A 14,827-nucleotide genomic window follows, 5' to 3' on the forward strand; every position below is an offset into this window, starting at 1 on the left:
CGACCGGCGAATTCAAGGCCAAGTGGCAGGAAGTCCGCGACTTCTGGGACGACTACCTCGCCATCAACGACCGCGTCGTCTCGCTGATCGGCTCCGGCCAGCGCGATCTCGCGCTCGAAGTCAACCAGACCGACGGCGCGACGGCCTCAGACAAGCTTGACACGATGACCGCGGGCCTCTCGGCGCTGACGGAACAGGCCATCAACGATTCCGACACCGTGGCCGATGCCAGCTATCTGACGGCGTTCTACACGCTGATCACACTGACGGTCGCCGCCTTCCTTCTCTCGGTCGGCGCAGCCCTCTGGATCGCGCTCGGCATCAATAGCGGCCTGCGCAAGATCAGGACGGTCGCGGAAGCCGTCGCCATCGGCGATCTCGACCAGACTGTCGAGATCAAGACGAACGACGAGATCAAGGACCTTGTCGACACGATCAATGTGATGACCGGCAACCTGCGCAACACCGCCACCATCGCCGACCAGATCGCCAATGGCGACCTGACCGTCACGCCGAAGCCGCAATCCGACAAGGATATACTTGGCCTCTCGCTGGAAAGCATGGTCGAGCGCCTGCGCGGCGTCGTGGCGGATGCGCTTTCGGCCGCCAACAATGTCTCCTCGGGCAGCCAGGAACTGTCGGCCAGCTCCGAGCAGCTCTCGCAGGGCGCGACCGAGCAGGCATCGTCTGCCGAAGAGGCTTCTGCCTCGATGGAAGAGATGGCCGCCAACATCAAGCAGAACGCCGACAACGCCGCCCAGACGGAAAAGATCGCCCGCCAGTCCGCCAAGGACGCCGAAGCCTCCGGCGAGGCTGTCGGTCGCGCCGTCGGCGCCATGCGCACCATCGCGGAAAAAATCTCGATCGTTCAGGAGATCGCCCGCCAGACCGACCTGCTCGCCCTGAACGCCGCCGTGGAAGCGGCCCGCGCCGGCGAACATGGCAAGGGCTTCGCCGTCGTTGCCTCGGAAGTGCGCAAGCTTGCCGAGCGCAGCCAGGCAGCCGCTGCCGAGATCAGCGCACTCTCCGGCCAGACGGTGTCCGTCGCCACCGAAGCCGGCGACATGCTGACCCGTCTGGTACCCGACATCCGCAAGACCGCCGAACTGATCTCGGAAATCTCCGCCGCCTGCCGCGAGCAGGATATCGGCGCCTCGCAGATCAACGAGGCAATCCAGCAACTCGACAAGGTGACCCAGCAGAACGCCGGGGCATCGGAAGAGATGTCGGGCACGTCGGAAGAACTCGCCGCCCAGGCGGAAGAACTTCAGACCTCGATTGCCTTCTTCCGCGTCGACCGCGCCGCCGGTGCACAGGCCTCCGCCCAGCGCCGTCCGGCACCGGTCACGGCACGTCCGATGGCAAAGCCGGTCACCACGACGACCGTCCGCAAATCCGACAACAGCGTCAATGCCCAGCAGGCCCGCGCCCGCGGCTTTGCCCTCGACATGTCGATGGGCGGCCCGGATGCCGACGACGCAGACTTCAGGGAAAGCGCTTGATCATGGCCGGAACGCCCTCCGAATCCCAATACGTCACCTTCTCCCTCGACAACGAGGTTTTCGCCGTCCCCGTCTCGGTGGTCCGGGAAATTCTCGACCATGAGGATGCCTTCAGGATCCCGCATGGGCCGGACTACCTGCTCGGCCTCAGGGACGTGCGTGGCCAGGGCGTGCCGGTCATCGATCTGCGTCTTCGTCTCGGCATGACGAAGACGCAGAAGACGCCGCACACGCGGGCGCTCGTGCTCGACGTGCCGATCGGCGAGAAGACCCTGACGTTGGGGCTTGTCGCCGACCGCGTCTACGAGGTCATTCCCTTCCGCAACGAGGAGATCGAGGGTGCGCCTGACATCGGCGTGCGCTGGCCCTCCGATTACATTGCCGGCGTCGTGCGCCGAAACGGTGGCTTCGTCGTCATCGTCGATCTCGCCCGCCTCTTCTCCGGCGCGGAAGTGGCGATGATGGGCACGGCAAACCGCCTCGCCGCCACGGCATAATTCAGGAGAACGGCGTGGGAGCAGCATTGCGGGCGCAGGCGAGCGAAGACGGCTTGAGCAGCCGGAACTTCGAGGCGCTGTCGCGCTACATCTACGACTATAGCGGCATCAAGATGCCGATCACGAAGCTGACGATGCTGGAAGGCCGCCTGCGGCGCCGCCTCAGGGCGACCGGCATCCCCAACTTCAACGCCTATTGCGACTATCTCTTCAAGCATGGCGGCATCGAGAAGGAAGCGATCTTCCTGATCGACGCCGTGACGACCAACAAGACGGATTTCTTCCGCGAGCCGAAGCATTTCGAGTTCATGGAGCGGACCGGCCTGCCGGAACTCGCCGCCGCCGGACACAAGCGGCTGCGTTTGTGGAGTGCCGCCTGCTCCATCGGTGCCGAACCCTATACGATGGCGATGGTTCTGCAGAATTTCGCCGACAACACGCCGGGCATCGACTACCGCATTTTCGCGACCGACCTCTCGACGGACGTGCTGCAAGCCGCCCGCCGCGGCGTCTATCCGCGCGACATGGTCCAGCCGGTGCCGGTGGACATGCAGCGGCGCTATGTGATGGTCTCGCGCGATGCCGCACGCGGCGAGGTGCGCATTCATCCGCGGCTGCGCGCGACCATCGGCTTTGCCCGTATGAACCTCATGGACAACGCCTACAAGGTGGGCGAGCCGATGCACATGATCTTCTGCCGCAACGTGCTGATCTATTTCGACAAGCCGACGCAGGCCAAGGTGCTGTCGCGGCTGTGCGACTGCCTCATTCCCGGCGGCTATCTCTATGTGGGTCACTCCGAAACGGTCACCGGCATTTCCCTGCCGGTGCGCCAGGTCGCCAACACGGTTTTCAAGAAGATCTGATGCCCCTTCCCGGCCGCAAAATCCGCGTTCTCATCATCGACGATTCCGCAAGCGTGCGTCAGGCGCTGACCCATGTGCTGGAAGAGGACCCCGAGATCGAAGTGATGGGCGCAGCCTCCGATCCCTTCATGGCGGCGAAGAAGATCCAGGAAGAACTGCCCGACGTCATCACGCTCGATGTGGAAATGCCGCGCATGGACGGCATCACCTTCCTGCGCAAGATCATGTCGCAGCGGCCGATCCCCGTCGTCATGTGCTCCTCGCTGACCGAGGAAGGTTCGGAAACGCTGATGCAGGCGCTGGAAGCCGGCGCGGTCGACATCATCCTGAAGCCGAAGATCGGCGCGGCCGACCACCTGGCCGAATCCGGCACCCGCATCCGCGAGGCGGTCAAAGGGGCGGCCGTCGCCCGCCTCGGCACGAACCGCCGCAGTGCCGCCGCAAGCGGTCCCACCGCCAAGCTTACCGCCGATGCCGTGCTGCCCCCGCCGACCGGGCGCGCCATGGCCAAGACGACGGAAATGGTCGCCTGCATCGGCGCCTCGACCGGCGGCACGGAGGCATTGCGCGTTCTCCTGGAACAGCTGCCGGCCAACGCGCCGGGCATCGTCATCGTGCAGCACATGCCGGAAAAATTCACCGCTGCCTTCGCCAAGCGGCTGAACAGCCTCTGCGAGGTCGAGGTCAAGGAAGCGGTGCATGGCGATCCCGTGCTGCGCGGCCATGTGCTGATCGCTCCCGGCGACCGCCACATGATGCTGGAACGGCAGGGCGCGCGCTACCATGTCGCGGTGCGCGAGGGCCCGCTCGTCTCGCGCCACCGGCCCTCCGTCGACGTGCTCTTCCGCTCCGCCGCCCGCGCAGCGGGTGCCAACGCCATGGGCGTCATCATGACCGGCATGGGCGACGACGGCGCCCGCGGCATGGCCGAAATGCACCAGGCCGGCGCCTATACGGTAGCGCAGGACGAGGCGAGCTCCATCGTTTTCGGCATGCCGAAGGAAGCCATCGCCCATGGCGGCGTCGACAGGATCCTGCCGCTCGACCAGCTCGCCCGCGAAATCCTCGCAGCCGACCGGCGCCGATAGGCATTTTCACCGACCGTTAACCATAAATGGCGACAGTGAAGAGACACCATGCAGGTGTTTGTTCGAGCGATGACCGGCTCGCGAACCGATCCGGAGAGGCTATGCCCGTCATCACCTTCGCCAATACCAAGGGCGGCGCCGGCAAGACGACCGCGGTGCTTTTGCTTGCGACCGAGCTTGCCCGTCTCGGCTTTCGCGTCTCGGTGCTCGACGCCGACCCGCAGCACTGGATCACCCGCTGGTACGAAAATTCCGAGGGCGCGCTCGGCAGGCGCCTGAATGTCGTGCCCTATGTCACGATGAGCACGATCGACCGGCAGCTGGCCGAGGAAAAAGCCCGCGCCGATTTCGTGCTGATCGACCTGCCCGGCTCGCGCAGCTCGCTCCTCGCCAAGGCCGTCGGCCATGCCGACTATGTGCTGATCCCGGTACAGGGCTCGGCGATGGACGCCCAGGGCGGCGCCAATGTTATCGAGCTCCTGCAATATCTCGAAGACAAGGCCGATATCCGCATCCGCCATTCCGTCGTGCTCACTCGCGTCAACTCGATGGTGACGACGCGGGCGATGAATGCCGTAAAGGACCTGCTTGCCGCCCGCCGCGTGCATCTCCTGGAAACCCCGATCATCGAACGTTCCGCCTTCCGCGACATCTTCGGCTGCGGCGGCACGCTCTATTCTATGGATGCGAAACGCGTCAGCAATCTCGACAAGGCGCAGGAAAATGCCCGCGCGCTGGCGCTCGAGGTGCTCAAGCAGATTCCGGCCGTGGTCGCTCCCGCAACGAGCCGCCTGAAGGATGTGGCATAAGGCACAGGCTGCTGCCATCGCAGACGAGACGCCGGTCGCGGATCAGAAGCGGAATTTGACCATACCCTTGAAGACACGGCCCCAGCCATTCCAGCCGGGTGTCACCTCGAACTTCTCATCGAGAAGGTTGTAGGCGCTCGCCTCGAAAATGACGCTCTTGTCGAACGGTTCCCACGTCAGGTTCGCATCGAGCGTCCAGTAGTCGTCCAACTTGCGCGCAGTGGGATCTGCATAGCGCTCACCGATATAGTTGGCAGCAATCGTCGCCTTCACATTCGCCTCGCTGACATAGGTAAGCGCAACCTGTCCGGAATGCCGCGGCAGGAAGGGAAGGTCCCGACCGAATGACGGGCTTGCTGCATCCTTGTCCGCCGAGAAGGCAAGCGCATAGGTCGCCGACAGGCCGAAGCCATAGTCCAGCGCCAGATTGGCGGTCATCGCAACACGATCCGCCGTCGCCTTGTCGAAACCAAGATTCGATATGATCAGGGCATCACTGATCGTCAGATCGTTGAACATCTGATGCTGATAGTCGATCGTGGTGAAGAACCGGTCGGTCCATTCCGCGTCCCATTTCAAAGCCAGCGTATCTGCATATCCTTTGGCTCCCACGCTGAACTCGTTGGGCTGCAAGCCGACGATGCCGATCGGTGCCAGCGTCGGCGTCGTCGCGTCCATGCTCTGACGGATATAGCCCGCCCGCAGCCATTGCCCTTCGGCCGGTGTCCAGGCGAGCCCTATTCTCGGATCGAAATGTTTTGAATCATTGCCGTCGCCCCCGCCCCAGATCGTCGCGAACAGTCCGTATTCGGCCTTCAGATCGGGGGTGATCTCCTGAGTGAGATCCACATAGGCCTTGGCGAAATAGCTGTCATCCCGTGTCGAGGTTCTCGCAGTCGGAAAGCCCGTTACCGAGAACTTCAGGCTTGTCACATTGTCGAGGAGACCGCCTTCCACGCCGTACCGCCAGATCAGATCGTCGCTTTCGACCGTATGATTGAGCGCCGCGACATAACTTTTCTGACCGAAGCCCAGGGTTGCCTCGGCAAATACGGGTGGTGTCAACTCCCCGAGCGAGCGTTCAAAATCGAACGATGAATACAGGAGTGCCGCATTCACGACGTTGCGGTAATCGATCGTGTGGCTCCAGCCCAGGCCGCCCGTCGTGAAGGTCGTATCGACCCCGTAGGTTTGCCCGGGAAAGAAATCGTTCAGATAGGGAAGGCCAAACGCGAAGGCGTTGGTGCTGTGGCTCGCGTAGGCGACCAGCCTGTCATCAGGCGTGACCGTGGACGTCAGGTAGCCGTTGAAGCTCAGGATGTCCAAGTCGGTATCGATGTCGCGGGCAAAAGTACCATTGTCGATATGGCGTGTATCGTCGGGCGATTTCGAATATTGCAGGCTCAGATTGCTGCTGAAGGGCACCGGTTCGTTCGAATAGCTCTGGAAATCCAGCGAACCCAGCCAGCCCTCGGTGCCCGGATTGAGCGTCGTGCCGATGCCGACCGACGCTTCGAAAAAAGGACGGTTCAGGAGCGAGGTGCCGCGGGATCGGCTGGAAACGAGGTGGGGGTTGAACAGCAGGCCCTGAAAAAACGACGAGAACGCCGTGCTGTTCGGATTGTCGGTAATGACGTCGTCACCGGCAAGATAGGAGCTCACCAGCGGGGACGCACCACCGCGCAGCACCTGGTCCATATAGGCGCTGCCGGCGAAAGGATCGAAAACGGCGTCGCCGTAATATTGTCCCCAGGCGTTGAGCCCCTGCAGGCGGAAGGCGGCATTCAGCGTCGAGCCGGCCCGCTGATTTGCCTGCAGCGACGCAAACTGGCCGCCCTGCGCCCGCGAGCGACGAAGATATTCCTGCGCAGAGTGGATCGCGCCGGCCGCATCATAATCGTCGATGGCAATGGCGGTCCGCATTTCGGAGATGACCCGGTCGTTCTTGTCGAGGCGTTCGGCATTGTCGAGGGCCTGTTGCCCCGGCTCACGGTCACCGCCTTCATAATGCGCAGCAGCCAGCATGAGCTGGGATTGCGAATGGGCCGGATTGGCTGTCGAGGCAGCCAGGAGATCGTCCAGCGCCTTGTCGATCTCGCCGGTCTGCAAATAATACCGGCCCCGTGCCAGGAAGGCGATGCTGAAGGACGGATCGGCGGCAATCGCGAGATCGATCTCGCGCTTCGCATCCTTCATCCGCGACTGGTCGAGATAGAAGATGGCCAGATTGGCGTGGCCGATCGCGCTTTCCGGATCGAGTGCGATCGAGCGCTTCATCGCCGCTTCGGCCCTGCGCTCATCACCGCGGGCACTCTGGGCGAGACCGATATCGTTCCACACCATGGACGAACCCGGCATGAGCGTCGCGGCGCGGTCGAGGTCCGCGAGCGCAGCCTCGATGTTCCCCTCGAAATCCCCGCGCAATCGCGCACGGGCGATCAGGGCCAGCGCATCGTCTGGATCGATCGCCAGGGCCTGATCAACCGCCTCGCGCATCTGTGCGCGGTCGTTGGTGAGCTGGGCAAGAAGCGCGCGGATTGCCGGCAGCGACGATTCTTCGGGAAAACGCGCTTCCGCCGCCTTGATGGTCGCAACCGCCGCCGGGATATCCTCCAGGAAGCCGGCGGTATAGGCTTTCATGACGGCCGAATAGGGATCGCGCACCTCCGTCGGCGGCTTCAGAGCGAGCTTGGGATTGAGGAGCGTTTGTGCGTAATATTCGCCATAGGCCGCAATCGCCCGGCGCTTCGGGTCAAGCGCCGGCATCGCCTCCGCAAAAAAGCGGGCCGCGTCGTCATAGCGCTTTTCCGCGCCGGCCACGAGCGCGTCGAGATAGGCCGCGCGCGCCTTGCCTGCGCGCGTCATCGGCCTCTTGCGGGCCTCGGCCAGCGCCTCCAGAGCCGGCCCCCGCCCTTCGAGGCTGAAGCGCGTCTCCGCAAGCGTTAGCCAATCTTCCGCGCTTCGCCGTTCAGGTGCAATCGCCTGGACCCGCGTGTCTTCCGCACGCATCTCCCTGACCGGCAGCGGGTTGGCCGGCATGAAGGTGAAACCGTCGCGCAGCGTAATATAGAAGAGCATCTGCTCACGATCGTCGGGCGTCACGATCACGAGTTTCTGCGGCGCCTGGCCGAGCGTGGCGACGGCCGCTTCGCCCTGCGCAACCTGGACGCTGCCGTAGTCGTTCTTCAACTCGACCTGACCTTCGAGCACGATCAGCGAGGTCTTGTCACCCTGCACCGTCAGCGACCAGTCCGTGCCGCGGATCGCCGCCGTCGCCGCAGGCGTCTCGACCGCCAGCCCCTGCCCGCCGCGCTCCGCACGCGCCCACATCGTGCCGCTTTCGAGGTTGAGCATCGTGTCGCCGGCCGGCGCCATCTGCTTGACCTGAAGGGTGGAATTGCGGCCGAGCCGCACCTGCGTGCGATCGGCGAAGAGGATCGCGAGCTGTCCGGTCGCGTTGGTGCGCAGGAGATCGCCGCCCAGCAGGTTCTGATGGCGCACGACATCCTGCCAGTTCGAGAGGTCGACGAAACGCACCTCCTCGCCCAGCTTCTGATCGATGACCGAGCCGGCGACCGGCCTTGCGCCGCGGTCAAGCGGATCCGCAAGCGACGCGCCGGCCTGCCCCACGAGAAGGCCACCCGCCAACAGCGGGACGGTCAGAACGGAAAGCGACACGATACCCGTCCGGTATCGGTACAGATGCTGCTGCCTGTGCAATCCAACCCCCAACTGGATGCGGAGACCGCGTCAGACCGGCTTGGAATTTGCCCTGGTCGCCTCGGCCGCAGGAAAATCAAGCGGAGTGGAAACAGCACGCAGGTAATAAATGTTACAAGCTGAACGCGAATACCCGGCAACGTTACCGGCTTTTCCTACGGGAGGCAATGAGAGTGACGGTTGTACCCTTCACAAGTTCGCGTCATCCGCCTAAACCGGCGCCGTCCCGCCGCCGGGAAAGCGCCAGCCCAGCCGCACGCCAAGCGTTCCAAGCGCGATCAGCATCATGCCGAGCGCCTGCGCCACGCCGAGCGGATGGCCATAGACGACCCAATCGATGATGATCGCGACGAGCGGATAGATGAAGGTCAGCACCCCGATAACCGGCGTCGACAGCTTCGGATAGGCGGAATACATCAGCACATAAGCAATGCCTGTGTGCAGGATGCCGATGCCGAGAAGCCACCCCCATGACGCCGCCGGGACGGAACCGAACAGATCGGCAAAGGGGGCAAGCAGGACGACGCCGACGATCGTCTGGCACAGGGTCGTCACCTCCGGACGCTGCTGCCCGAGACCTTTCGCCAGAATGGTCGCGATCGCATACAGCAGCGCCGCCGCGAGTGTCAGCGCGATCCCGGCCATCCACCTCATGCCGACCGTACCGGAAGAGCCGACGAGACCACTTGCGAGAACGACACCGACGAACGCGCCGACCATCCAGATCATCTGGTCGGGCGTGATCCGCTCCTTTAAGAACAGAACACCGATCAGGACCACGAAGAAGGGCTGGATATGATAGACGATCGTCGTCGTGGCGATAGACGTCATCGCAAATCCGGCAAAGAACGCGATCCAGCTCAAGACCATGCAGACACCGCCCAGCGCGGCGAGCGCCAATCGGGTCGGTGAGAGGCTGCGGTCCGGCAAATAGCCGCGGATCAGGCACCAGGCACTGAGAAAGACGGTGCCGAAGGCACATCGCCAGAAAACCGTCGTGACCGGATCGAGGCCGGCCTCGGTCGCGAATGCCCCGACAGTGCCGACGATCATCATTGCCGCCACGAGCCTTGCGGCGGGAAAGCGGGTGTCGGGTGTTCTGTCCATAAGCCCCTCCAAGCAGGTCGAAAGGCCATATTGCGGCACGGCGTATCTCAATCAAACGAATAGATTTGGCGAACGCTATTCGTTATACTGATAGCGATATGGCGAATCTTCTGGATATCGAGCTGCTGCGAACCTTTGTTGCCGTTGTCGAGACGGGCAGCTTTTCCAGTGCCGCGCCCCGAATCGGCCGTAGCCAGTCGGCTGTCAGTATGCAGATGCAGCGGCTGGAGCAGACCGTCGGCAAACAGCTCCTGATCCGCGGACCGAAGGCTGTCAGCCCCAATGCGGCCGGCTCGGACTTCCTGGTCCATGCCCGGCGGCTCTTGAAACTGTCGGACGAGGTATGGGCGAGCGTCACACGGCCGGAGGAGAGCGGCAGCGTCCGCCTCGGCGTTCCCGACGACTATGCGGCCTTTCTGCTGCCGCCGGTGCTGGCGCAATTTGCGGCGGAGCATCCGCGGGTCACGGTCGAACTCGTATGCGAGCCCTCGACCGGCCTGACGAAGGCGATCGAGGACGCGCGGATCGACCTGGCGATCGTCACGCGCCTGGCGGGGCAGCCTGTCGAGGTGTTGAGACGGGAGCCCTTCGTCTGGGTCGCGTCGCCATCCCATATCGCGTGGGACAGCGACCCGCTCCCCGTCGCCCTGTTCGAACCGGGCTGCACCGCCCGGATCAACGTCTTGAAAGCCCTTTCCGAAGGTGACCGCACCTATCGATGCACCTATTCGAGCGCGAGCCTTTTGGGTCTGGTCGCGGTCGTGCAGGCGGGGCTTGGCGTTGCCGGTCTGGCGCTCTGCAGCGTGCCGCCATCCTTGCGCATCATCGGACCCAACGAGGGGTTGCCGCTGCTGGACGACCTGGAAATCAGCATCCTGCGCAATTCCCGATCCACGGGACCGGCGATCGAGCGCCTGAACAGCTTCCTCCACCGTGCTCTGGCGCAAAAATCCTGAGCGTTTGACGGGTAGCCGCAGCGCCCGGGACCCTTGCAACGCGGCCAGCCTTACGGAAATTTATGATCGGCCGGGACCATCTGCGTTTCGGTCACCAGCGTCGCCTCGTCGCTGAGCGCGGGAACGCCGAAATTTAGGCCCAAATCGAGAAAGACGCTGACCTGGCCCGCACCGTCTGCGCAACGTTCTCCGCGACGAAAACCGCATGCTCGGTCACTTGCGGCAGTCCCATCAGTTCGCCGAACGTGCCGCGTGCCAACGGGCCCGCGACGTAAAGGGTCTCGGCGGCGCTTCCATCCGCAGAGATGGTGCGGCTTTGCGCATCGACGGCGATGCCGAGGCCGACGGCATCCGGTTGCAGGTCTCCCACTTCGGCGAGACTGGTCAGAAAGGGCTGGCTTGAAAGGACCGAGGCATGACCCGGGCCGGTGGTGATGACCACGCTGTCGACTTGGCGCTGGAACGGCTCCCGGCCGTGGCGCGATCGAAAATCCACGACGATTCCGCCGTCCTGCGAACGGTTCACACCGGATATGGCGGCCGCGTGGAAGGCGAGTGTGCCATTCGCCAGACGCCGGTCGATGATCGCTTCCAGCTGGGGCGCGATGCGGAAACGATGCACGTCCCAATAGGGCCGCAGGAAGCGCACGAGACGCCGCCGCTCGGCGACCGGCAAGGCGCGCCAGATATCGCCGCCCTGCCCACGAACCCGGTCGAAAACCGCATGCCAGCTCACCCCAGCGGTCGCCGCTTCGGCAAGGCTGTCGCGGACCCGCCGCAGCAAGGCCCGCGCCGAGCGAACGGGCGGGGTAAGAAACTCTCCGAACGGCTCCTGTGCGGCCAGATTGTGCCCGCGCGAACGAAGCCCACGGCGCGAGACGGCGGTGATAAGCCCGCGATGGCCGCCGGCATCGAGCGTCGCGATCACATCGGCCGCCGTCAGCCCCGTTCCGACGATCAGCACCCTGTCCTCGGGTCCGATGCCGGAGAGGGCGCCGGGCACCGTGGCATCGGGAACGTAGCCGGCATGACCGGCAAGAACGCGATCGACGGCGGCCGGCGGCTGCGGGTTGGGATGCGTCGTCGCGACAACGACGATATCGGCCTCCAGCACCGAGCCGTCTTCCGCCGCGACGTTCCAGAGGCCGGAGGGCGCCCTCGTCAGCGCGCGAACACGGCTGCGGCGATGCTGGATCACGCCGCTGGCGACAACGGGTGCGAGGCTGTCGGCAACATAGCGGCCAAAGGCCGAGCGGCGCGCAAAGGCATGCCCATCCGGCGTAACGGCTTCGGGGTCATCGGCAAGGGCACCGCTGCTGTCGAGCCAGCGCTGAAAATGCTCGCCGTTGTCGGGCACGAGCGTCATGCGCGACGCCGGCACGTTGATGCGGTGCGCCCGTTCATCCGTATCATAGGCAAGGCCGCCGCCGAGCACCGACCGCGGCTCGAAGACGACGATCCGCGCGGCATCGCCGGCGAGCTTGTTTGCAAGATGATAGGCACAGGCCGCTCCCGAAAAACCGCCGCCGATGATGGCGACGACGGGCTTTGCGCGGCTCTGGTCCACAGTTGCGTCCGGAAGGGACATTGCTATTGACACTGCTTTACGCGCCGATCGATTTCAGCGCAGGAACACGTTCGGCATCGCGCCGCTTCACGGCTTCGATATCCCGGTAGCCGTCGGCCGGATGGGTTTTCGGCAGGTAGGGTCCCTCGCCGAACAGCTTCTCCCGCAATGTACCCGGCTTGTAGGTCGTCGGATAGGCATCGCGTTTCTGCAGTTCCGGGACGATATGGGCAACGACGTCCTCGAAACTGTCCGGCGTCACCGCATAAGCGAGGTTGAAACCGTCGACATCCGTATCGGCCACCCACTCCTGGAGGATATCGGCGATGCGCTCCGGCGAACCGACGAAGACCGGCCCCATGCCGCCGATGCCGCCGAACTGCGCGAGCTCGTCGATGGTCCACGACTTGTCGCCGCCGGCAATGTGCTCCACGAAGGAATGGATGGCGTTGGTCTCGATCTTTTCCACCACATCCGTGGGCGCATACTGGCCGAAATCGATGCCGCTCCAGCCGGACATGAAAGTCAGCGAGCCGTCATAGGAGACGTAGCTCTTGTAATCCTCGAACTTCTTCTGCGCCTTTTCCTCGGTCTGGTCGGTGATGACGGTGACGAGCGTATAGATATAGACCTTCTTCGGATCGCGGCCGGCCGCGGCGATGCGCTGGCGTATGTCGGCGACATAGGCCTTGAGCACCGATTTCGTCGGGGCGGCGACGAAGATGCATTCGGCATGGGCTGCTGCAAACGCCTTGCCCGGACCGGAGGCGCCGGCCTGGTAGAGAACCGGCATGCGCTGCGGCGAGGGCTCGGTGAGGCCGTATCCCGGCACCTCGAAATACTTGCCCTTGTGGCCGATCTCGTGAACCTTTTCCGGATGGGTGAAGATGCGCCGGTCGCCGTCGCGCACCACCGCCCCCTCCTCCCAGGAGCCTTCGAGCAGCTTGTAGAGCACCTCGACATATTCGGCGGCGACCTCGTAGCGATTGTCGTGCCGGCGCAGGCCGCCTTGGCCGATGTTCTTCGCCCCACTCTCCAGATAGGAGGTGACGATGTTCCAGCCGATCCGCCCCTTGGAATGATGATCCGCCGTCGCAAGGCGGCGGGCGAAGGTATAGGGGTGCTCGAAGGAGGTGGAGGCGGTGATGCCGATGCCGAGATGCTCGGTAGCAAGCGCGATGGGTGCCGCAAGCTGAAGCGGATCGTTTACTGGAAGCTGCGCGGCCTGATGGATGGCGTGGTAGTTCGAGCCCTTGTAGACATCGTAATAGCCGATGACATCGGCGATGAAGATGCCATCGAAAACCCCGCGCTCCAGCGTCCGGGCGAGATCCTGCCAATAGTCCAGGTCCTTGTATTTCCAGGACTTGTCGCGCGGATGCGCCCAAAGGCCGGGGGACTGGTGGCCCACGCAGTTCATGTCGAAGGCGTTGAAACGGATGTGGCGTGCCATGGGTCTCTCCAGTGAACGAGGATGCCTGAGGGCATCGACCGGAGGCGAAGATAACGCCTTCCCCATTCAAATACAGAAATTCTATGTTTTATATAGATTAATTTCAGGAATGACTTTCCTGATTGCGGGCGGAGGCCTTGGGGAAAGGCGCGCACCTGATCTCAACGCCCTGGAGTGTCGATAAAAAAGGCCGCAACCCATAGGGATTGCGGCCAGGTGACCACCCCACCACGAGGCTGGATTTCAGAGCGCGCCGTTCTTCGGCGGCGTGACGCCATTGAGATGATAGTTGCCGACGACGTGGTACTTCCAGCGCACCGGGTCGTGCAGCGTGTGGGTTCGGGCGTTGCGCCAGTGGCGCTCGAGATTGAGGCCGCGCTTGGTGGCGGAGGTGCCGGCCAGCTCGAACAGCACGTTGGTGGCGTCGATGGCGAGCTCGCTCGTCAGTACCTTGGCGGCGGCCACCGAAAGCGTCGCGGCAACGGCATTGTCCGCAGTGAGATTGACCTGCGCCTGGTCGACCTTGCGCCCCGCCCGCTCCAGCGTCGCCTCGGCCGCCTCGACGCGGATGGCGAGTTCGCCGATGCGGGCGATGGTCAGCGGATCGTCGGCGGCGCGCTCGACCCCGCTGTCTGTCCACGGCCGCGCCTTGTCGCGAACATAGCCGATCGTCTCCTTCAGCGCCGCGCGCGCAATGCCGAGATCGACGCCGGCATGGATGATCTGGCCGACGGAACCGATCGTGCCGGGGCGCTCGAAACCCTTCTGATGCGGCACGACGGCATCAGCCGGCACATAGACATCGCGCAGGATCGTCGTGCCGCTGCCCGTCGTGCGCTGGCCGAAACCGTCCCAGTCATCGACGATCTCGATCCCCTCGGTACCGCGCGGGACGAAGGACATGGTGAGGCGGTCCTGCGCATCGAGCGCGAAGATCACCACCCAATGGGCAAAGAGTACGCCCGTCGAATAGAACTTCCGCCCATTGATGCGAAAACCCGCGCCATCGGGCGTGATGCGGGTGTTGTAATCGCCCACCGTCTTGGTGCCGACCTCGGAAAGCGCATTGCCGAAGCGATCGCCGGCCAGCGCCCGGCCGAAATAGAAGCGCTTCTGCGCCTCGCTGCCATCGTGGCGGAGCGCTTCGAGAATGTAGAAATGGTTCTGCGGAATCTGGCCGATCGAGCTATCGGCCTCCGACAGGATCGCCGTGACCTCGGCGAGCACCGCGTTGGAGACGTCGATGCCGCCATAGTCGGCGG

General features: G+C 63.9%; 11 protein-coding genes. 6 read left to right on the forward strand and 5 right to left on the reverse strand.

The features are described 5' to 3' along the window. From ACOZKU_RS26985 to ACOZKU_RS27005, 5 genes are all read left to right on the forward strand, one after another. A partial coding sequence (locus ACOZKU_RS26985; RefSeq protein WP_421581493.1) for a methyl-accepting chemotaxis protein occupies positions 1-1,502 on the forward strand: 1,502 nt, incomplete at its 5' end. 2 nt (positions 1,503-1,504) lie between these two features. Then, positions 1,505-1,999, forward strand: a complete 495-nt coding sequence (locus tag ACOZKU_RS26990; protein ID WP_421581494.1) for a chemotaxis protein CheW — start codon at positions 1,505-1,507, stop codon at positions 1,997-1,999. A 14-nt stretch (positions 2,000-2,013) separates the two neighbouring features. After that, positions 2,014-2,865, forward strand: a complete 852-nt coding sequence (locus ACOZKU_RS26995; RefSeq protein ID WP_421581495.1) for a CheR family methyltransferase — start codon at positions 2,014-2,016, stop codon at positions 2,863-2,865. Then, complete coding sequence (locus ACOZKU_RS27000) at positions 2,865-3,953, forward strand: protein-glutamate methylesterase/protein-glutamine glutaminase (RefSeq protein WP_117372540.1); 1,089 nt, start codon at positions 2,865-2,867, stop codon at positions 3,951-3,953. The genes ACOZKU_RS26995 and ACOZKU_RS27000 overlap by 1 nt, the downstream gene beginning before the upstream one ends. A gap of 101 nt (positions 3,954-4,054) precedes the next feature. Beyond that, on the forward strand, positions 4,055-4,762 hold the full coding sequence (locus ACOZKU_RS27005; RefSeq protein WP_421581496.1) for an AAA family ATPase: 708 nt from the start codon (positions 4,055-4,057) through the stop codon (positions 4,760-4,762). Positions 4,763-4,804: 42 nt separating this feature from the next. Here ACOZKU_RS27005 and ACOZKU_RS27010 read toward each other — a convergent pair whose 3' ends face one another. Both ACOZKU_RS27010 and ACOZKU_RS27015 read right to left on the reverse strand, forming a co-directional pair. Then, positions 4,805-8,440, reverse strand: coding sequence for a FecR domain-containing protein (locus ACOZKU_RS27010; RefSeq protein WP_421581497.1), 3,636 nt, complete (start codon positions 8,438-8,440; stop codon positions 4,805-4,807). 252 nt (positions 8,441-8,692) lie between these two features. After that, on the reverse strand, positions 8,693-9,589 hold the full coding sequence (locus tag ACOZKU_RS27015) for a DMT family transporter (RefSeq protein WP_421581498.1): 897 nt from the start codon (positions 9,587-9,589) through the stop codon (positions 8,693-8,695). Between the two features lie 98 nt (positions 9,590-9,687). On the opposite strand from ACOZKU_RS27015, the gene ACOZKU_RS27020 reads away from it, so the two are divergent. Next, positions 9,688-10,545 carry a LysR substrate-binding domain-containing protein gene (locus ACOZKU_RS27020; protein ID WP_421581499.1) on the forward strand — a complete coding sequence of 286 codons (858 nt, stop codon included), beginning with the start codon at positions 9,688-9,690 and terminating at the stop codon, positions 10,543-10,545. A 133-nt stretch (positions 10,546-10,678) separates the two neighbouring features. On the opposite strand, the gene ACOZKU_RS27025 is transcribed toward ACOZKU_RS27020, so the two are convergent. From ACOZKU_RS27025 to ACOZKU_RS27035, 3 genes are all read right to left on the reverse strand, one after another. After that, on the reverse strand, positions 10,679-12,112 hold the full coding sequence (locus ACOZKU_RS27025) for an FAD/NAD(P)-binding protein (protein ID WP_421581500.1): 1,434 nt from the start codon (positions 12,110-12,112) through the stop codon (positions 10,679-10,681). A 37-nt stretch (positions 12,113-12,149) separates the two neighbouring features. Continuing rightward, positions 12,150-13,565: an LLM class flavin-dependent oxidoreductase gene (locus tag ACOZKU_RS27030; RefSeq protein WP_421581501.1), complete on the reverse strand. Its 1,416-nt coding sequence runs from the start codon at positions 13,563-13,565 to the stop codon at positions 12,150-12,152. 243 nt (positions 13,566-13,808) lie between these two features. Continuing rightward, the coding region (locus ACOZKU_RS27035) for an SfnB family sulfur acquisition oxidoreductase (RefSeq protein WP_421581502.1) at positions 13,809-14,827 on the reverse strand (1,019 nt) is incomplete at its 5' end.

It is taken from the genome of Shinella sp. M31, assembly GCF_049199205.1.
GTDB lineage: Bacteria > Pseudomonadota > Alphaproteobacteria > Rhizobiales > Rhizobiaceae > Shinella.

Coding starts and splice junctions, on each gene's coding strand:
- ACOZKU_RS26990 (WP_421581494.1), top strand. CDS start 1,505: ATGGCCGGAACGCCCTCCGAATCCCAATACGTCACCTTCTCCCTCGAC.
- ACOZKU_RS27020 (WP_421581499.1), top strand. CDS start 9,688: ATGGCGAATCTTCTGGATATCGAGCTGCTGCGAACCTTTGTTGCCGTT.
- ACOZKU_RS27000 (WP_117372540.1), top strand. CDS start 2,865: ATGCCCCTTCCCGGCCGCAAAATCCGCGTTCTCATCATCGACGATTCC.
- ACOZKU_RS27015 (WP_421581498.1), bottom strand. CDS start 9,589: ATGGACAGAACACCCGACACCCGCTTTCCCGCCGCAAGGCTCGTGGCG.
- ACOZKU_RS27030 (WP_421581501.1), bottom strand. CDS start 13,565: ATGGCACGCCACATCCGTTTCAACGCCTTCGACATGAACTGCGTGGGC.
- ACOZKU_RS27005 (WP_421581496.1), top strand. CDS start 4,055: ATGCCCGTCATCACCTTCGCCAATACCAAGGGCGGCGCCGGCAAGACG.